We start from the raw sequence: 19,563 nt of genomic DNA on the forward strand, positions 1-19,563 counted from the left end.
AATTTATGAAAGTAATTTTAAGCTTAATTTATATGTTCGTAGGTTCTACTTTTTCTTTTTTTGAAGGAATAGCCCCCCAGATTAATAATCCAATAATCAATATCGCAACTATTTTACCTCCATATTTTGTATAAAAAGGTAATTTATTGAGATCTTCTTTATTTACCTTTTGTGATGCTAAAATTGCATCTATCTCGTTTTGAGGTATATCATAAAAGGTTTCTGTTTGTTCATCAAAACCAACCAGTTTTGGTTCTTCTATGATGTATAATGGAAGCAAATAAGCAATGTTGAATTCTTTATGAAGTGTAGCCAGATCAAAAAAATTGCCGTCTTTTAATTTAAATTCATCGGTATCAGGTAAGTCAAGCACTTTGTTTAATACTTCTCTTTCTCCTAAAGGAATTTTAATTTTTGAAAAAACAGATGTTGAGGAAAACACAATTAATAAAGCGATAAAAATTGAACGAGGTAAGGAAATCATACTAATTTGAATTTTATGTTATTTATAGGTTGTTAACTTTAAGACAGATAGGCTGTCATTTAATTTCGGTGTAATAATACACTTTTTAGTTTAAATATTAAGAAATAAGCTTATTTATTATAATGTTCCCCGGCTGGAAGTATATCTATTTAGTGTCTCTAATCGATAAGACACATCAACAGGTATTCAGATTCTAAGAAGTATTGTTAAGAAAAGGGATTGAACAGGTATTGATAAGGTTCATCCTACGTTCATCCTTCGTTCCGAACGTAGGATAAACGTAGGATGAACCTTATCAATACCTGTTCAATTCTACTTTATATAGGGTCTTATTATAATCTGTGAAGGTGTATCATACCATTCATGTATCATTTTTAGCTTCGTCACGTAGTAATTCCAGGCTCTCCATGTATTTTTTCTAATAATGAAATGAAATTCCGCTTATCATTGCTGTAATGATTAAAACATAATTTTATGGCAATATTGATTGATAATGTACTTATAAAAGGACTTTCCGGATCTATAGGTAATATGACCTTTCGCCAGAGAGGGGGAGAGACCATCGTTAGCAAAAGACGCAGAGCTGCCAGTGTACCAGCTACTGAAATACAAATGAAGAACCAGGAACAGTTCAGGGCAGCTACAATGTATGCAAAAACAGTTATTAAAGATCCTGTTATAAAAGCATTATATGATACTGTTGCTACAGGCGGACAAACAGCGTATAATGTTGCTTTCTCAGACGCATTTAAAGGGCCTGAAATTAAGTCGGTCAGTATTGATGAATATCACGGACAACCCGGAGATCTCATTTTGATAAAAGCAGATAAATTACTTGTTCTGAAGATGGATGTGATGATAGTAAATGCGGATGGTGTAGTAATAGAAGAAGGACAGGCTACTGTTGCAGGCAAAGCCTGGAAATATACAGTTAGTATGCTGAATGAAGCGGTTCATGGATCAAAGATTATTGTAACAGCGATAAACAGACCAGGAATAGTGGTAAAGAAGGAAGTGACTTTGTAAGACCTTATGGTATTTTCAGGACAGACTTACTGGTAAATCGTTGGGATATACCTTAATATTCGTAAATTGATAATACAATTTAGCGCTATTGAAAAACCTGATAAAGACTATTGGCAATATTATCTTTTCTGCTATCACCCGCCTGGCATTGTGTGTCTGGCTGCTTTTTGCGAATCCAATGTCTGTTACTTTCAGCTGTCTTATATTGATCATCTTTTGCATCCCGCTGCTGAGATATCTTCTGCATAAAACTGCAGGTACAAGAATGGATCATCCTTTTTCCAACAGCTCCCCCAGAGGAGGAATGACTCGTTTTGTGCTATTTTCGGCTTCGCTCATTGTATACTTTTTTGCAATTCCTCATGTATTTTCCGTTTATAATATTTCCTTACCGGGTTATTTATTGGTCGTTGGACTGTCTATAGTAGCAGCATATGCTGTGTTTTGGAGAATACAACAGAGACCTGATCAGTCACAAAGGAATGAGAATGTTTTACTAATGACCATGGCCTTTTATACGCTTCCGTTTTTAGCGGGTATTAACTATGCCTTTGATCTTTCCCGTCCGGCGATCACAAAATATTATGTTACCGATACGGAGACGCAGACTTTTGCATATCATTCAGATCCTGCAGAAGGGGAGAGCGAGATCACTTTATATTATTTGTACCTGTTGCCTGCTGATAGTATTATTGTGCCACCCCACTGGATGGAGGTGAGTGAGGAGCATTATAAAAATACAGGAGTTGACTGGAGCTGTGTGAAAGCCAATATAAATTGTTCCAATTGCATGCTCCTGGGCATGGAAAGAAGAGTCAAAAGCGTAGAAGCAGCTTCATTCAGACAGCGTAATAACATAGAGGCGACTTATCACTTGCAGGTACTAAAAACGAATGCCCGGGTTTTCAGACGGGAATTCGAGTACGGGGTATATAAACGCTTTGCGGAGGGTGACTACCTACACCTCAAAGATCATCATGGTCTGCTGGGGTTTCGATGGTACAGCTATCAATAACTATTGAAATCTTCAATCACATATTTAATAGTAACCATATGAAAAAATGCATGACTCATTTTGCTGTTGCATTGTTCTCTATATTAACTGTTTCCCCTTTAAATAATTTTGCGCAGCAAAAACAAGATGCTAAAGGCGCTGTTCAGCGAATCAAAATTCACAGCAAATTGCTGGAAGGTAATCTTAGTGGCGATAGTGCTGACCGTTATGTCTCTGTTTACCTACCTGCCAATTATAGTAACAATGTAAATAAGCGTTATCCTGTAGTTTACTTTCTTCATGGCTATACAGATGATGATGCGAAATTTTATGGTTTCAAAAAACACTGGATGGTATTATCAACCATTTTAGATACTGTGTTTGCACAAGATCCGGCTCATGAAATGATTGTTGTTACTCCTGATGCCTATACGCTTTTTCAAGGAAGTATGTATTCTAATTCAATAACAACAGGGAATTGGGAAGATTTTGTTGGCAAGGACCTTGTGAGCTATATTGATAGTCATTACCGTACCATTGCTCAAAAAGAAAGCAGGGGCTTATGCGGTCACTCTATGGGTGGTTATGGAGCATTGCGGATTGGAGAAAAGAATCCCGATGTGTTTTCTGCGGTATATCTGTTAAGTCCTTGTTGCTTAAGTTCGTCTTCAACGTTATCCGGGGAAACTGTACCAGCACCCTTTTTGCGTGCAGAAAGTATTAAGACAACAGAAGAATTTCAAAAAGCCGATTTCTTTACTAAAGCACTCTTTGCTTCAGCAGCAGCCTGGTCGCCCAATCCCATGAATCCTCCGTTTTATCTTGATCTTCCGGTAAAGGATGGAAAGTTACAGCCACAAGTGTTGCAAAAATGGGATGCCAATCGTCCTCTGAATAACTTAGATCAATATATCTATAACATCAAGAAGCTAAGGGCCATTGGTTTTGATGCGGGAGATAAAGACATAGATATTGCTGAGAGCATTAAAACACTGGATAAGGAGCTAAGCAGATACGGTATTCAACATTCCTTCGAAATTTATGAAGGTGACCATATTAATCGTGTTGCTAAAAGGATTGAAAAGAAAATGTTGCAATTTTTTGAGGAAAATTTGTCGTTTAAGTAGGGGACAAAATCCAATAGCATGGTATCTGCCACTGTCCACCAGACTCTCCGGAATATAAATCGGATAACAGCAGCAATTGTTATGGGTATCGTTGATTCAGGTTATTATCATCATACATAAATCCATAGCGAATCACTTCAGTAAATCTTTCAAAAAAATCATCATGTTAAACAAAAACCGATCTTCCCGGAGACATACATGGAAATACCTGTTGATCGTTCCGGCCCTTATTATTACAGCAGGTTTGTTATCGGCGTCTAACCCACCTCTTGTAAAGGTAAATGGAGAAAAATACATACAAACAGCTAATGGGAATACCTATGTTATTCTTACTCCACATAACTGGGGTAGCTTAATAACAGACAGCCTTTATAAAAAACGTTTCCCGGGTGGAGCAGAGGCTTTTACTAAATTTGTATCGAAGAATATTCGTTATCCACGTGTTGCTCAGGAAGCAAACGCAAGTGGAGTAGTGACGGCCCAATTCCAGTTATCTCCGGATGGAAGTGTTAAAGGTGTAAAAGTAATTAATGCGGCTCGAAAAGAGATGGGAGAAGAGGTAGAACGTTTATTGAATACCCTGCCTAAATTTGATGCAGCGCCTTCAGGGAAGACAGAAACGATTTTATTTACCGTTGTGTTTTTAATGAGAGATGAATATGACAAACATACAGAACCTGATTTGAGTAAGGTGAAAGCAGACATATTAGTAGTCGGCTATGGCGTAATGCATAAACAGCAATAGAATGGATGGTTACAAAAGGGAGTTTTGAGTGTAATAGAATTAATTCGTTTAAATCATCTTTCCAAAAACGATTTTTCATATTGAATCAATGATTATCAAAGGTGTATTTCTCCGGGCATGCAGAAGTAGGGTTTTTCAGGTATCGAATCAACATTTGATAAGGTTCCATCAAAGATTGATATGAAGAGCAATCTACTTCTTTGTTTGATATGTTTTCCGGAGTCGTTTTTATTTGAGCGGCAGAATGTATCTCATAAGATTTTTGCAGGCATTTTACAGGCTGTTGGTTTACAATGTATGTTCGTTTTTCGTTAATCCTATCCACAGTTGCCGGCCCTCCATTTGCTTCGAAAGACCAGGCTCCATCTTCTGTATAAACAAAAAACAGTGTACTGTCTTTTATGAAATATTGTTCAACTACACCAGAATGATCGCCCTCTGAATAGTCGTAGTCGATCATGCGTAGCTTTCCTTGTTCATAAAAGTAGATCATAGTTCCATGGTTTTCTTCGCACGAATACGTGAAGGATACTGAATCTAATCTTCCATTTCCCCGCTGGGTAATAATATATAAATAGGCTTTTTTTATTTCTTTTATATCGGTAGGTATTCCTTTAACGTCTTCAGGAGGGGAATCTGGAGTATTAGAATCAACAGATGCTAGTGTTATACGATCTGGCTGCTTTTGTAGGTTGGCCGTAGGCATTTTGGGTTTACATGAGGTAACTAGCATGTAGACCATTAGGGGATATAGGCAATAGTTATTCATAGTATAGCTAATATAGTCATTAAATAAAAAAGGGATGACTTAAAACAAAAACGCAGGAGTTATTAATTCTGAGGTTTACTTCCGCATCGCTGCTTCAGGGTAAATCCAAATAAGTACGGGCAAGTACGAGGGCAAACAAATTACCATTACAAGTCTAATTCTTTGGCATGGAAGATATAGCCTTTTCTATGATATCAAGCATTTGACTTAGCTCATCAGGTTCTTCACGTTTAACGGGTTGGCTATAGCACTGACATCCTGGTGACAGGCTGTCTGTAATGCAATATTCCCAGATCCCGCCCAACGCCAGTTTTGGCTTTTTTTCGAATTTTTTCCCCCGCCGTACCAGCTTTATAGTATCAGTATCATCAATAATGAAGGTCTGTTTATACGTTGGTTTATACATGAGGTAGCGGTTTTCAACCATTGCTTGTTGATTTCCCTTAAGAACGAATGAATACGTTCTTGCTACTGTATCCAGGGAAAGTATAGGAATGAATTTTATATCCTCATCAATGTCGCCAGATTCAAGGTTGTAAATCTTTATAGAATCCGCTTTGCCCGTTTTAAGTCGTCCCTGACCTTCACCCGGGAATATGAATTTGGGTGGATAAATGACTTTAATTTTCTTATCGGTAGTGGTTTTATTGGAGATGGCGACCATTGCGGCGCGTTCACAGGATAGTGAGCAAATGGCGGAGAGTAATGCAACTGATATGAGGGATTTAACTGCCATAGTCCGTCATGGATATTTACCATCCATCTATATATAAATTTACATAATTTTCTCTTTCATTGGCATTAAGTAAAAACACATCGCCAGATGTCTCTCAGGAAGGGGTGTTTTAAATTACTGGACTGATGAAACTCGACCCTAAAAACTATTCCTGTATAATGATTTAGATATTAGTTTATAAAAAATGAAGTTAGTCAGAAATGAAAAAGGCTTTAAGTCGTTGAACTTAAAGTCTTTTCTTTTTTGGGTGCCCAGTAGCAGAGCATTTTCGAACCAAGTCGTATTGATTGTTAAAGGTTTGGAGAAATGGATTGTATTATGAAGTAATTTATACTTAAGATCTAAGTTAGGTTGAGATAGGGGAGCACTATAACTCCCGATCTGGAAAGTGAGTTTGTAAAACTACCAGGTAGTTGGTATTTTTACAGCTTCGGGGATTAAATGCCTGGCAAAAGTAAACATCAGACGCTACTATTTAGTCTGCTTGTACAGCACTCATTTAATTCCTTTTAACTAAATCTTATGAAGATGTACAAACTATTATGTGGATTTCTACTGCTTTTCTGTCTGCAAACCAAAGCACAATCCAAAGATTCATTGAATGTAAAGCTGGCTGAAGCCAAACGTGAGGTATTGGCGAATGTCGTTATTAACGACAACGCGAATAAGGCGTTTGATGGCTTAACGCAGAAAGCAACAGAGGCGTACCAGCATGATGGATCAAGTAAAAATCTGGCTAAGATCCTTGAACGCTATCGGACATTGTTAACAGAAATCAAAGGTGCACAGACGCCTAAAGCCAACAATACTGAAGAGTTTGAAGTTAGCTACGAATCTATCAAAAAAGCTAAGTTGAAACTCTGCCCTCTTTATCCTTTTTGCGATTAAGTTGTAATAGCTCTGATTTGCGTCGACAGTCAGTTACCAATCAGTTCAAACAATGGTTATGTCATAGAAAAATAAATTGGCTTATTGACCATTGATCGAACCAATATGGACTTGAAAATGAGATACTTACAAAATAAAGTAAAATAGCTTAAAACACAAAACCCGCTCTTAGAGCGGGTTTTGTGTTTTAAGTGCCCGGTAACGGAGCGTTTTCGAACCAAATAGTTTTATTAGTTCACTCCCTTCCACCAATCCTTAAATATCTGTTTATCATTGCGTAGGTCTACGAGTTGGCCTATCATAGGCGTAGCCAACGGAATATCTGCAATTGCCGTTAATCTCTGTAAAGGCTCATCCCAGGGGTGATTGCCCAGCGTGAATTTGGAGGAGTGCACCGGCAGCAATCTTTTTGCCGTCAGGTCTTTTGCAGCCTGCAGGACCTCTTCCGGCTGCATATGAATGTACTTCCATGCAAGGTCATATTGGCCATTTTCAAGAATGGCGAAATCTATCGGACCGAATTTTTTTCCTATTTCGGCAAAATGAGTATCATAACCGCTGTCTCCTCCTATATAGATCTTCATGGCTGGTGTTTGCAATATATAAGATTGCCATAGTGTATTATTCCGGGAAAAACTCCTGCCTGAAAAGTGACGGGTAGGTGCTGTGTGTACAACAAATCCATCTCCCAGATCCACATCTTGCCACCAATCTGTCTCTATGATCTGATCAGGCTTATAGCCCCATCTTTCCAGGTGGGCTCCTACTCCCAGACCACAGATCACTTTACCCACCTTGCTCTTTAGTGCGAGCATGGTCTTATAATCCAAATGATCGTAATGGTCATGTGATATGAACAGGTAATCTATTAGAGGGAAATCATCAGCTGTGTAAATATCAGCACCTTTAAATGCCTTAGTACCTCCAGGCAGAGGTGAAGCGCTGCCAGAAAACACTGGATCTGCAAGGAAACGCTTTCCTCCTGACTGTATAAAATAAGATGAGTGACCAAACCAAACTAACACATCCTGATCGGATGCAACCGCCAGCAGATCAGTTTTTACAGAGGGTAATGAATCTACGGGACGCAAACGCAAACGTTTTTTGAACATAAAGTCATATAAAACGCCTCCCATGTTATACCCCTCTGAAAGTTGCGGCGTATTGTGAATGTTCTGGAACTGCCCGTCTTTATAATGCGGCGATTGTTTGATTAATTCTAATCTCTTTCCCGTAGGTTTCTCCCCGAATAGTGGATGTCTCATATATATTAAAACAGTGATTATCAATAATAATAGTAAAGCAAATGCTATCTTCAGGCATTTGATAGTTATCCTGATTAATTTTTTCATGTCAGTTTATTGACGAATCAGATGTGTGGATATTTTAACAAGAGGTAAATATTTTTGACCAATTGTTGAGCTGGTAACCAGGCATAGCCCTGTCATAAGTCAGTATACCATTCACCTCATGTTCAATATCCGTCGTCTGGGTATACATCGCAATACTTAAACCCTGATATCTCGGTCATAACAAATTGTTCCCGAAAGAGAAAGCTCGAAGCAGGAGTGCTTCGAGCTTTCTCGGTATCTGTGAAGTCTGTCTTGCAGGCATTGTGTGGCTTCAAACCGTATAATACAGCAAATTCTATACGGTTCCGATACCCCCGAGAAAAGTATCCCCAAAGGATGATCATAAGCACTAAAGAAGTAAGGAAGATCGAAAGAGAAGTGTGTAGTAGTGTTTTTCTGAATGTTTAAAGAAGGTGTCTCAATTACTTTTGACACCTTCTTATTTTTATTTCCATTCTTTAACAATATTGTCTGGTAGGCCGCACTCGGCTAAAAGGTCAGAAAACTCTTCCGGGCCAATACTCCAGTCCACCGAATAAGCCATAAACTTAGGCCCTGTAGCGACTTCTTTATTCAGCTTATTCGCATTTAATAAAGCCGCTACTTTTTTGATCATATTCTCCGCCAGTGAGAAATCTTCCCGCTCTTCCACCTCCTGCATAAAAGCTACTAACAAGCGTTCATGTGTATTTTCAGAAAGCTCAATAATGTTTTCACGTTCGTCATTTGCCAGTAACTCCTCTAATCTATCCGCAGATTTTTCTATTTTCCTTTGTTCCTTTTCTGAAAAAACAGATAACACAGGACTATAGTCTCCTATTTCCTGGTAACCGATTTCTAAAATGCCAACCGGCTCATCTAAATCTTCATCTACAAGTGTCTTGATAATATCTTTGGAAATCAACAAAGACACTTCCTCTGAAAGTTGCTGCAATGTAAGATTTGACGGTATTTTCACATAATCATACGAAGTACGTTTGTCACTAAACATATTGATGACCTCCTCCAGTTCTCCACCTGCGTTATAATTATACTTTTTACGCAGGTTATACTCCCCAACTTCCGGCATAATATGCAAACAATCAGCATTCACAATACGGTCATCTTTATAATCATATGCTTCAATGATGCAGATGACAGATTTAGCATCTTTCAGTAGTTTAGTGATGATCGGCTTGGCTGCCATTCCCTTAAACTGACGAAGATTCACATCATTCAGAATGATTGACTGAAAACCAACTTTTTTGCCACCTTCATATATCACACGCTGTAAACAGGCAGGAACAGGAGAATCCGGCTCATACTCCAGGTATTCTATCAGGGAATCTGAGTAAGTGTAAAAGCTTTTCTGCTCTTCAAACATGGAAAAAACGGGCTTGCCTGATTCATCCAGTCCATAAGCATAACTATGTTCAGGACGCTCTTCTGTAGAAAGAGGACCTTGTGCAGGGAATTTCTCCTTAGTATATTTATCTAACCTGAAGCGGATTGTTTCTGCATACATCATCTTCACAGATGTATCCTTCATCTCCTTTCTGGTTGCATATTCATCATAAGCCGTTATCCAGCTATCTATCAGATCTTGTTTCAGCGCAGGTAATGTCATTCTTATATTTGAATCGCAAAGGTAGGCTATCCCTCATTAAGTATTATTACATTGCAATATATTTAAATATCTCCCAGTCTATACGAAGCGAATTATTACATTTATCTTCTTAGCCGTCTGAAGACGGCACTCAACAATGCATTTTTAAAGAAAGAAGGGCTACTAAGTCTAAAAGAAATAGTAGCCCCTAAAGCTGTTTACGTTTAATGAACCGCCGTATGCCGAACGGCACATACGGTGGTGTGAGAGGACAGTAAGGGAAATAATCCCTTACTTCCTACTCGATTTTCTACAAACATATCGAGGATGGATTAGTTACTTTACAACCTGATGAGGGGTTACTGATAATTTAACACATCATATCTGAAGATCGCTGTACTGGACCCATTTTTCCATATCTGCGCAATTCCATCCTTCATGCCAGCCCGTTTTACCGGTAGCATTCCATAATTTGTGGGGCCTTCCATAGTGGCATAATTACCGATATATTCAAATGAAGAACCGGTAGACCTGTAAAGGATTAAGTTCAGTATACCGTTCTTATTCCAGCATTGTACGAAGTCTGTTTTACCATCTCCATCGTAGTCCAGCGGTACAAGTCCTACATTACCATAGCCCTGAGGTGCAGTGCCACTGTGAACGACGGTATAACCACTTCCGTTGGAGCCATAGACGATAATACCGAGTGCACCACCATTATTCCAGCATTGGATGATATCTGTTTTACCATCACCATTCCAGTCGGCCGGGAAGAAGCCAACATTGTTGGTGCCGTTGTCCGTAGGGAGGTAGGCTGCCTGGTAATAGGAGGTGCCGGTAGAGCGATAAATGAAGATACCCAGTTTACCATTGTTGTTCCAGAGCTGGGCGATGTCTGTTTTGCCGTCGCCATCCATGTCCACAGGCAGGAGGCGGATATTACCGTAGCCTTGTCCCATATTGGAATTCCAGGCAACGTTGAACGAGGAGCCATTGGAGGCGAATACAGTGAGTGCCAGTTGGCCACCGTTATTCCAGCCCTGGATCAGGTCACATTTACCATCCCCGTTAAAGTCTCCGGCTACCATCCCAACGTTTCCTGAGCCGGCGCCTGTGCTGGTTTGGTTACAGATGATGTTTGTGCCGGAGCCGCCGGAGATATTGTGTACCAGGATAGCAAGGTTGCCGTTGTAATCCCAGGGGTGGATAATGTCCGTATTACCGTCTCCGTTGAAGTCACCGCTGACATAACCGATCGTACTCATTCCGGCGGCAGTGGTAGCATTGTAAGTTTCACCGAGCAGCGGGTTCGGACTGTCGTACATCACATAAGCTTCCCAGTCGTTGTTGGCGATGAGGTTATAGCTGATCCAGCCATAGCCATCTAAGCCCCACCATTGTGTCCATTGATTGAGGATCTTGAATGCCTGGCGGGCATCGTCATACCCAACGATTACCACGCCATGGCCACCACGAGAAGTGCCGGAAAGGTCGTCGTATACTTCATTACCGGGACCAAGGTTGTCAAAATCCGGATATACAGGAAAGCCTAATATTACCGGCTCGCGGTTACATAAGTGCACGCGGATTTCTTCTACATTGCGGGTAGGAAGTGCTGACCATGTGGTGTTCCTGAAGTAGAATGCCTGGCGACGCTGATCAAGATTTGGAGTGGACTGGTACCCATAGGCATCCCATGGATCATAAGGAGTGACGTCCAGGGTAGACACACCCTGGTTTACCACAAGGTTCAATGCATCACTGAAAAAGGAACCGCCACCTCCTTCTGAATTATCGTAGTGCGTCTGGCTGTACACATACTGCGGACTGAAAACATGATTGTTTGAGGTTAGTGGCCAGCCGATCTCACCTCTTTCATAATAACTTTTAGCGCCATATGCTACTGCCCAACTCACACAGCTTCCCTGTAAGCCCTGGTCTCCGGGGGCAGGGAATAAGTAGGCGATGTCTACTGCGCTGCAAAGGGCCGCAGTTTTTGCACCTTTTAAGCGGTCTTCACGAATTAATTTCCGGTATGCACCCTGATCCTGGAGGCGTGCACCGAGTGTACGGGCATTTGTTGCGGCGCGGGCCTTGTGGGTTTCTTTTGCTGCTTCTTTTTTACAGCCAAACATGATTGCTGACATACAGAGCAGCAACGTACAGATTTTTGTTTTCATCTGATTTTTGGGTTTGTGATTATGGGTAATGGAAAATGGAAAATGATATAGGGTTATTTAAGTTCGTGGCTATAGGTGTTTAACAACGGCAATTTAGGGAGATTTCATTAAAAAGAACAAATACTTTTTAATGATTGATATTGGTGTTAACTGAATTTTAATGCAGTCAGTAGCGATAGATTATCGAACCAAATGCTTCTGACAATTAATAATTTGTATAGACTAAATCAATAATAATCAGGGAAAACTAAAGGGAAAATTATTTTCAAAGGAATGGTGGTGGGATTTTTAATGGTTATGATTTAACTTTAATTGAAATTTGATTTTTACAAATAAAAGTTATGAACAGTGTTATCATTTAATGAATTTGATAAACGCTTGGCTACCGGCTCATCTCTCGAGCTGAACGCTCTGTTGCCTGTAGGTATTCAGGATGAGATCGGCCATTTCAATGTATTTAATATATCGAAAATCCGGCAAACTGTTTCGAACACACCCAGTGAACCTTATCAATGCCGCACTTTTTACAAAGTCAGTCTTTTAATGGGGCATTCAAAAATCGGATATCCTGATAGCATTATAGATCTTTCGCAGCCTACACTTGTTTTTACCACACCCAAAAGTCCTGTAACGTGGCTGCCGCTGGAACGTCAGTCAGGGGGGTGCTGTGTATTTACATCGGAGTTTCTTCATCCAACCCGGAGTGGTGTAGTACTGGATGAACTGCCTATTTATAAATCACCGGAACATCCTGTATTCCCGCTGCAGAAAAATGATGTAAAGAATGTAAAAGACATCTTTGAGAAGATGCAGACCGCCATCGCTTCTACTTATGCTTACAAATATGATCTGTTGCGTGCATATACCCTCGAGCTCATTCATCTGGGGCAACAGTTACAGTCAACAACAATGCTTCATCCTAATCACAGCAATTTTGCACGAACAACATCCCTGTTCATTGAGTTACTGGAAAGGCAATTTCCAGTGGAAAACCCCCGGCAAAGAATTAATCTGCGGGCTCCAAAAGACTATGCTGAAAAACTATCCATACATGTCAATCATCTAAACAAAATATTGAAAGAAACCACAAGCCTGACAACATCTGCATTAATAGCCGGAAGAATTCTCCAGGAAGCGCAGATTCTATTGCGTCAGACAAACTGGACTATCGCTGAGATTGCAGATAGTCTGGGGTTTTCAGACTTTGCACATTTTGCGAAGTTCTTTAAGAATGAAACTTCTATTTCTCCCGGGGTTTATCGTTCACAACCCAAAAGTTTGAATTATACATAAAATGGATTGATCCTGCTATTGTGCGCATTACCCATTTGGCGGAATTTTGTACTGTTCTTAAATCAAAACAGTATAACAAATGAGTTCTTCAAAAATTGCGTTAGTAACGGGTGGCAGCCGGGGTATTGGTCAAAATATTGCATTAAGCCTGGCACACAAAGGCAACGATATCATTATTACTTATCTCAGCAATAAGGTGAGTGCGGAGAAAACCGTGGCCTCTATTCTGGCACTTGGGCGTAAGGCTGTAGCCCTGCCGCTCAATACATCGGATATTAAAGGTTTCGATGCTTTTGTGGAGCAGGTAAGCGATACATTGAGTACCACATTCGGAACGACCCACTTCGACTTTCTGATCAACAATGCCGGTACCAGTATTCAAGCGCCGATTAATGCTACTACTGAAAGCCAGTTTGATGAGATGATGAATATTCATCTGAAAGGGGTTTATTTCCTCACTCAAAAGATGTTACCGTTGTTACAGGATGGCGGAAGGATTGTAAATATTTCTTCTGCGGTATCGCGGGTCTCTTTCCCAGGGGCATCAGCTTACGCGATGATGAAGGGCGGAATAGATGTGTATACCAGATATCTGGCTGCAGAACTGGGCACAAGGGGGATATCTGCAAATGTAGTAGCACCTGGGGCTATCTTTGGCGGAGGGGCAATGGAGGATAATCCTGGTATACGGAAATTTGTGGAAGGAATAACGGCGCTGGGACGTGTAGGGTTGCCTGATGATGTGGGTGGCGTGGTGGCTTTCCTTTGTAGTAATGATGCTAAATGGGTGAATGGTCAGCGTATTGAGGTAACTGGTGGTATGTCGCTGTAGTTATTATGTTTACTTGTAAAAAAGCCTCTTCTAAATGGATCTCATATCTACAGGTATCAAACCTGTTTTAATCTGAATATGATAGAATTGTTAAAAATAAGAAGATGTTTAAAAAGCAAAACCCGTTACTTGAGCGGGTTTGCTGTTATGTGCCCGGTAACGGTAGATTTTCAAACCAGTTAGTGCTGATTTTTGCTAGGCTAAATAAATGCGGAAAGAGAAATTATAGGTAATGTAGATCATTTGTAGTAGTAAGAATGGGGTGAAATCCGCTTAAATGATCCAAATTTGACAAGGCAATCAATATTTGGCATACTTTCCTCACCGATGCGGAGTATGCCTTGAAAAACAAAAGGGAGTAAATGCTATCCTTGATTTGTTAAGTGAGCATAACCACCCGGTTGCACTTGACCACACACGCAAAAGCTATGTTTAATACACATGACCTTATTTCTTAATTATACCCAACAATATGAATCAACAGGTTGCATTAATCAACAACCAAACATTGCCATTTCCGTTTATTGGTGCAGGTTATGGAAACTTCGACAATTGGATCGGGGTATACGTTCGCTTTGTTACCAGGCCCGATGACGACCAGATAGAAAAGATCATTAAACTGGCCCCACCACCCATTAAACCTCATCCCGGAGATTTCGAAGGCCGGATGCTGAATGCGTACAGCGGCGGGTATAATGTACTACATACGAATATTCAGGAAGCATATGACCCCACCGCAATAGAAGAGGAAGAAATTGGGTCCGGTGAGTTTGATGATTACGACGAAGATATGCTGGTGTTTACCGCCAGCAGAAAATCCCTGGATGCTTTTGAAGCTGATATTGAACGCTGGTTATTGGAAATACATGCCTTTTGCCCCATTGAGTTTGCGTATCGCACTGAAATTGAGGAGGCTGGTGACACCAGATTATCTAACTGGCATTATACCAGCCTGGAAGCCATACCTGGGTTGCTTCAAAAATGGGAACAGGACCCTGGCACTTATCAACAAAATGAAAGGGAACGGGAGCTGTTTGGATTTGCAGTGGAAGCGATCTTTCATTATGGACAGGTAGATTTTGAAACCCCATCCGAGACCCTGATAGAATACTTATTTCCGGAATTGTTACTGGAAAAACTTTTTGACAACCCTGATATATCGAAAACGTTGGCATTTTACCGGAAGCATAGAGAAAACGAAAACGTGAACAGGTCAGCAGAACAATTGGTTATAAACCTGGATATGCAAAAGGAATATGCAAAATTGAACCGGTTGGCCGAAGAAGCGCTAGATGCGAATACCCCGGATTATTCTTTTATATTGCCACATGTAGATAAAATTGCTTTTGCTGCTATTATGGAGAACAACCAACCCCTGATAGACAGGCTGGTTCGACAACTCTCTAACCGACAGTACGGATTAACCAGTTCTTCCGGTGATTGTGCCTCTTGTCTTTATGCCAGTAATATCGGGGCATATGCTTACAAATTTCATTATAAAGATGCTTTTATTCAGGCAAGGCGTTTGTACGAAATAGCATTGGATATACAACCACCCCAACCCTGTAAATTAAGTTTGAAAGTATACTGCAATGCCCTGTGGATTTTGCAACACGACATAACCGGCCTTCCGGTTGATAAAGTCCTTAATGAGAAGTTCCTGGCAAAGTGCCTGCCGTATGCACCTGGTAATCCGGCTATTTTCTTTAATGCATTGTGTTTGTATGTTGAAATGAATGAGTTTGATAAGGCATTGCAATGTTACAAACAGGCTATTAATTACAAATACAACGACATTCAAATAATGAAAGACCAGATACAATCTGAAAAGGCGTTAGCTGAGTTTAAAAACTATCCACCGCTGAAAGCGATATTAAACCAATAACAGAGTTGGCTTCTTGACAATATCTGAAAGCAGAGGGCGTTTTCGGCAAAACGAACTTGCCACTTGAAAATTATTGTTTGGCATACGCATCAATTAGGGACAAATCTTCTATCAAAAGCTCGATAAGTGTCTAGTCACCCCGACAGACAAGTTAAAGAGAAGAAGCCATTATAAATAAGACGGCTTCTTCTCTTTTATACTATTTGAGTAAGGTTAAATATGTAATGGGATATTTTCCATTCGCCGGGATGCCTGCGGAGAATATTGTTAACAATCAATCGTTATGGTGGCACTCCTCCGCATCGCACACCCGTAATAAAATCTGATCCATTCTTCAAGAGGACTGGGAACAGCCAGAATTTCCAGAAATTCCATAGACGGATCGGGAGCCAGCAAATCAGCTACAGCATATTCCGGATGCTGGGCAATTACCTTTTCAATACGTTTCCATGCTAATGCAACCTCCTCAGGTTCTTCGTAATCAGAAATCCCCGGATAACCTGCAGACAGATACCTGCGATTTCCTTGCTGCTTCTTTTGGCTTTCGACATCTGATTCAATTTCTACCTTATGGAATAACTCATAAAAGCGTTTTTCATGTTCATCAGGTTCAAAATCCATTGAAACTTTTCCACTACTAATGGCCCGGAAAGGGGCTTCCATCACGTTAGTGGCCGCAACTTGAGGAATTGTCCTTTTCCACTCATAAAAGATATCTTCCTGTTGAGCAAAATCAGGTGCCAAAGTTTTGAGTTTTTCAAGAAGGTCAATGGGAACTTCGTAGGTAGTAATATAGTAGCTCATAATTTATTAAAATTCAGGATCAGGTATTCAACGATCTTTGCAAAACGTGCTAATTGTTTTTTATTAAGACTTATCTGCCAGCTTCCGAAGTTTATAAGAATCATGTGGCAGGTTAAAGCTTTCAAAGATCTCCTGATGATTCAATAAATTCTTATGCTGGTCTGCTACTTCAGCAGCTGCCAGCAACGCTTTTTTACGTATGGGTGTAATGCTTTTAAGGGCTGATTTTTTCTGGAATAAAACGGAGAAAACAGCCTGTAACAGCGTTTCCTGTTTCAGCATGCCGGCAGCAGGCAATATCTCAATAACGGGTTCTATATTTTTTTCCAGCACATCGGGATTGGCATAGCCAAGGACCATCAGCAAATATTCCTGCACATCGAAGTCGCCGATAAATGGCTGTAGTTCATAAAAGTTTTCATCGACGGCGTCGGGATCAGTAAGCGCCCCAATCAGTTCGGCCAGCCATGCTCCATCAGCTTCCTTTTTAGCAGCAGTTACCAGTTGAATGGCGAGGACTAATCGCACCAGGGTATCCGTTTCTGCAGCAAATACGTCCGTAAATGCAGTAACTAATTTTTGAGATTGCTTTGTCTGAATGTACAGGTCGCCCAAAGCAAAAGCGGCATAGGCTCTTCGCAAGGTGGTGTTTTCCGTGCGATGCCATTCCTCTATAAAGAACGTTTCTGTTTCAGGTGTGTTACGTCCGGCTTCCAGTAGTAAGTATTGTGATTCCAGCGCAATGTCATCATCTGCATCTTTTGCGTTTTGCAGGATCGTTGGAAGTAATTGCTGAACGGCTTTGATCAGTTCCTTGTATAGCTTTTTTTCATCACTGATATAGGCCTGTTGCAGTACCTGGAATAAGAACTGAAATAAACGGCGCTGTATAATTATATTATGCGCGTAATAAGGTATCATTTGTGCAAGAATAGTGGCCACCTTGTAAGTAGCTTCATAAACGGTGCCCTGATGTTCGATCTCATACCAGATGCGACTTTCGCACTTAGAGGCAACATCTTCATCATCTGAAAGCATCCCATTGATCGCCTGGGGAATAGCCTCACACCCACTCATGGCCGATTTTGTATTTTTCCAGTCTACCTTAGCCAGCTCGGCTGCAAGATGTGGCGGTACTTCCAGGTTTTCAATCCTTGCTGCTATTACGATGTTAAGATGTTTGTTTGTAAACTTTTCAATCACCGCATCCCAATAATTCACCATTTTTTCAGGTTCATTGTCATCCCAGTAAGGCTTAAAAACATCCCAGTTATTATGTTTGTCTCTATTGGCCTCTTTCGCTTCCGGCAGGCTTAGTATTTCATGTCCCTCCTTGTCATACATCCGCCATTGACCGGTTCCATCTCCATTAGACGTGTAATTTATTAAAGGGGTTCCTTCCGGGTAATAATAGATAAAGCTGGAAGGTGTTTCTTTCTTGCCTTTGCTTTGAATTCCTTCATAAACCAGGATACCATTGTAATATTTTCTTTGATGAAGATCACTGATCTCTTCGGATCGGAAAACGAAGATGGTCTTGCCTTCTGTATCAAAATAGGTTTTCTGCTTGTCCTTTTCGTTGTTCCGGTAAAGTATGCTCTGGCTTACAACCTGGGGTTCAATGTCAGGGTGATAGAAACTCTGTGTTTGGGAGTCAGTGTTGAATATCCTGGAAGTCCATAGTTTCCCGTTTTCATAGGTGTGTTCTTCAATGACTGATCCTGTTTGCCGGTCGTAGAGACGTTTCACGATGGGGGCGCCATTCAGGTCCCATTCAAAATACTCGCCAATAAATGCGCCCTGGTGCGCGTCTAGCAGTCCCATCACCCAACAGGCATAGCCGGTTTCGGAGCCTTCCTCATCTATATAATGCGCTCTTTCAGGAACTGATGCAGGCCGCGCCGGTAACGGAATTCCGTGAATATTAACAGGACGATCTTTTATATCGTAAAAACGTTGTGCATGATAGACGCCTTCTTCTACGTAATCGAACTCAACCTTCCAGAGGTTTTTTCCTTGCCTGGGATCTCCTGAAGGAAACCCTTCGGGGGAAGGCGTTTTACTTTTGATCCAACGATAGGTGCCCAGCCATTTGTTACCGCCATACCAGTTGCCTTCCTGAGCCAGTTTGCCATCGGGATGGAAGCGTTTGAAAAGAAAAGGCGGTGTACCATCTCCATAGTCAGTGGTACCGCAGCAATATCCTTCCGTGTGCCACGCTTCCCAAATGCCTATCTCCTTTAACTGTTCATTTTTCTGTCCAAGCTCCCATTGTTTATCTTCAGCATTCCAGGTGGCTGCGTCGGGAATGTTCTTATGTTTTTTCATTTATAGTGATTTTATTTTTTCTTTTAATCCGGTAAAGTCTGGTTTATTAATGATCTGTTGGCGTTGCGAACGGTCAGGTAGCAACGAATACAATATCGAACATGGTATACCCTTTCGTAATAATTCAGATCTGCTCCTTCTTTAATAAGTCGTTCAACATTATTGAGGTCGGCCTCTTTAATAGCGGCAATTAATTCCTGTTCACGGGTCATAGGGAATATCAGTTTTGCTTTTAATGTTATAAATGCTTCAAAAATAAACCCAGAAAACCAAAAATCTAAGCAGAGCACTACTACAAATGATCTACATGACTGGGTAAATAGGTACTACCAATGTGCTACATCTGTACATTTGCAGCAGATTAATTCATTGATGTAGAAAATAAGTCGAATAAGCCTGGTGCTGTTTTGCCTTTGTATACTATTTGTAGATGCCCGTGCGCAGTTCCTTACCGATTCCTTAAGCGCCAGACTACTACAAAATTGTCATTTCAGAAGCCAGCCGGGGTTGGAAAAAGTGGATTGCTATTTGGTGG

The 19,563-nt window shown here is 40.7% G+C and carries 17 protein-coding genes; 8 read left to right on the forward strand and 9 right to left on the reverse strand.

Annotated elements, in window-relative coordinates; translation table 11 throughout:
• Window positions 1-28: 28 nt before the first annotated feature.
• The gene (locus BMW86_RS19995) at window positions 29-484 is read right to left on the reverse strand and encodes a hypothetical protein (RefSeq protein ID WP_089783475.1); all 456 of its coding nucleotides are present in this window, start codon (window positions 482-484) and stop codon (window positions 29-31) included.
• Between the two features lie 474 nt (window positions 485-958).
• Here BMW86_RS19995 and BMW86_RS20000 point away from each other — a divergent pair, with 474 nt between their 5' ends.
• The 4 genes from BMW86_RS20000 (at window position 959) to BMW86_RS20015 (ending at window position 4,376) form a co-directional block, all read left to right on the forward strand.
• The gene (locus BMW86_RS20000; RefSeq protein ID WP_089783476.1) at window positions 959-1,510 is read left to right on the forward strand and encodes a hypothetical protein; all 552 of its coding nucleotides are present in this window, start codon (window positions 959-961) and stop codon (window positions 1,508-1,510) included.
• A gap of 88 nt (window positions 1,511-1,598) precedes the next feature.
• Window positions 1,599-2,525, forward strand: coding sequence for a hypothetical protein (locus tag BMW86_RS20005; RefSeq protein ID WP_143056629.1), 927 nt, complete (start codon window positions 1,599-1,601; stop codon window positions 2,523-2,525).
• A 38-nt stretch (window positions 2,526-2,563) separates the two neighbouring features.
• Window positions 2,564-3,631: an alpha/beta hydrolase gene (locus BMW86_RS20010; RefSeq protein ID WP_089783744.1), complete on the forward strand. Its 1,068-nt coding sequence runs from the start codon at window positions 2,564-2,566 to the stop codon at window positions 3,629-3,631.
• 163 nt (window positions 3,632-3,794) lie between these two features.
• The gene (locus BMW86_RS20015) at window positions 3,795-4,376 is read left to right on the forward strand and encodes a TonB family protein (RefSeq protein ID WP_143056630.1); all 582 of its coding nucleotides are present in this window, start codon (window positions 3,795-3,797) and stop codon (window positions 4,374-4,376) included.
• A gap of 85 nt (window positions 4,377-4,461) precedes the next feature.
• On the opposite strand, the gene BMW86_RS20020 is transcribed toward BMW86_RS20015, so the two are convergent.
• Together BMW86_RS20020 and BMW86_RS20025 are read right to left on the reverse strand one after the other, a co-directional pair.
• The gene (locus BMW86_RS20020) at window positions 4,462-5,082 is read right to left on the reverse strand and encodes a hypothetical protein (protein ID WP_089783479.1); all 621 of its coding nucleotides are present in this window, start codon (window positions 5,080-5,082) and stop codon (window positions 4,462-4,464) included.
• A gap of 217 nt (window positions 5,083-5,299) precedes the next feature.
• Window positions 5,300-5,881, reverse strand: coding sequence for a hypothetical protein (locus tag BMW86_RS20025; RefSeq protein ID WP_143056631.1), 582 nt, complete (start codon window positions 5,879-5,881; stop codon window positions 5,300-5,302).
• Between the two features lie 522 nt (window positions 5,882-6,403).
• On the opposite strand from BMW86_RS20025, the gene BMW86_RS20030 reads away from it, so the two are divergent.
• Window positions 6,404-6,769: a hypothetical protein gene (locus BMW86_RS20030; RefSeq protein ID WP_089783481.1), complete on the forward strand. Its 366-nt coding sequence runs from the start codon at window positions 6,404-6,406 to the stop codon at window positions 6,767-6,769.
• A gap of 230 nt (window positions 6,770-6,999) precedes the next feature.
• Here BMW86_RS20030 and BMW86_RS20035 read toward each other — a convergent pair whose 3' ends face one another.
• The 3 genes from BMW86_RS20035 to BMW86_RS20045 form a co-directional block, all read right to left on the reverse strand.
• Window positions 7,000-8,034, reverse strand: a complete 1,035-nt coding sequence (locus tag BMW86_RS20035; RefSeq protein WP_255372960.1) for an MBL fold metallo-hydrolase — start codon at window positions 8,032-8,034, stop codon at window positions 7,000-7,002.
• Window positions 8,035-8,566: 532 nt separating this feature from the next.
• Window positions 8,567-9,727 carry a hypothetical protein gene (locus BMW86_RS20040; protein WP_089783483.1) on the reverse strand — a complete coding sequence of 387 codons (1,161 nt, stop codon included), beginning with the start codon at window positions 9,725-9,727 and terminating at the stop codon, window positions 8,567-8,569.
• Between the two features lie 338 nt (window positions 9,728-10,065).
• Window positions 10,066-11,886 carry an FG-GAP-like repeat-containing protein gene (locus BMW86_RS20045; protein ID WP_089783484.1) on the reverse strand — a complete coding sequence of 607 codons (1,821 nt, stop codon included), beginning with the start codon at window positions 11,884-11,886 and terminating at the stop codon, window positions 10,066-10,068.
• Between the two features lie 348 nt (window positions 11,887-12,234).
• Here BMW86_RS20045 and BMW86_RS20050 point away from each other — a divergent pair, with 348 nt between their 5' ends.
• The 3 genes from BMW86_RS20050 (at window position 12,235) to BMW86_RS20060 (ending at window position 15,896) form a co-directional block, all read left to right on the forward strand.
• Entirely contained in the window at window positions 12,235-13,179 is a 945-nt protein-coding gene (locus tag BMW86_RS20050) for a helix-turn-helix domain-containing protein (RefSeq protein WP_089783485.1), read from the forward strand.
• Window positions 13,180-13,258: 79 nt separating this feature from the next.
• The gene (locus BMW86_RS20055; RefSeq protein WP_089783486.1) at window positions 13,259-14,011 is read left to right on the forward strand and encodes an SDR family NAD(P)-dependent oxidoreductase; all 753 of its coding nucleotides are present in this window, start codon (window positions 13,259-13,261) and stop codon (window positions 14,009-14,011) included.
• 472 nt (window positions 14,012-14,483) lie between these two features.
• Window positions 14,484-15,896, forward strand: coding sequence for a tetratricopeptide repeat protein (locus BMW86_RS20060; RefSeq protein ID WP_089783487.1), 1,413 nt, complete (start codon window positions 14,484-14,486; stop codon window positions 15,894-15,896).
• A 267-nt stretch (window positions 15,897-16,163) separates the two neighbouring features.
• Here the strand turns inward: BMW86_RS20060 and BMW86_RS20065 are convergent, their stop codons facing one another.
• The 3 genes from BMW86_RS20065 to BMW86_RS32580 all read right to left on the reverse strand — a co-directional run bounded on the left by BMW86_RS20065 (window position 16,164) and on the right by BMW86_RS32580 (window position 19,240).
• Window positions 16,164-16,700 carry a hypothetical protein gene (locus tag BMW86_RS20065; RefSeq protein ID WP_089783488.1) on the reverse strand — a complete coding sequence of 179 codons (537 nt, stop codon included), beginning with the start codon at window positions 16,698-16,700 and terminating at the stop codon, window positions 16,164-16,166.
• Between the two features lie 63 nt (window positions 16,701-16,763).
• On the reverse strand, window positions 16,764-19,028 hold the full coding sequence (locus BMW86_RS20070; protein WP_089783489.1) for a hypothetical protein: 2,265 nt from the start codon (window positions 19,026-19,028) through the stop codon (window positions 16,764-16,766).
• 23 nt (window positions 19,029-19,051) lie between these two features.
• Window positions 19,052-19,240, reverse strand: a complete 189-nt coding sequence (locus BMW86_RS32580; protein WP_143056633.1) for a hypothetical protein — start codon at window positions 19,238-19,240, stop codon at window positions 19,052-19,054.
• Window positions 19,241-19,563: the final 323 nt, after the last annotated feature.

The sequence above is a fragment of the Chitinophaga sp. YR573 genome, from assembly GCF_900110995.1.
Taxonomy (GTDB): domain Bacteria; phylum Bacteroidota; class Bacteroidia; order Chitinophagales; family Chitinophagaceae; genus Chitinophaga.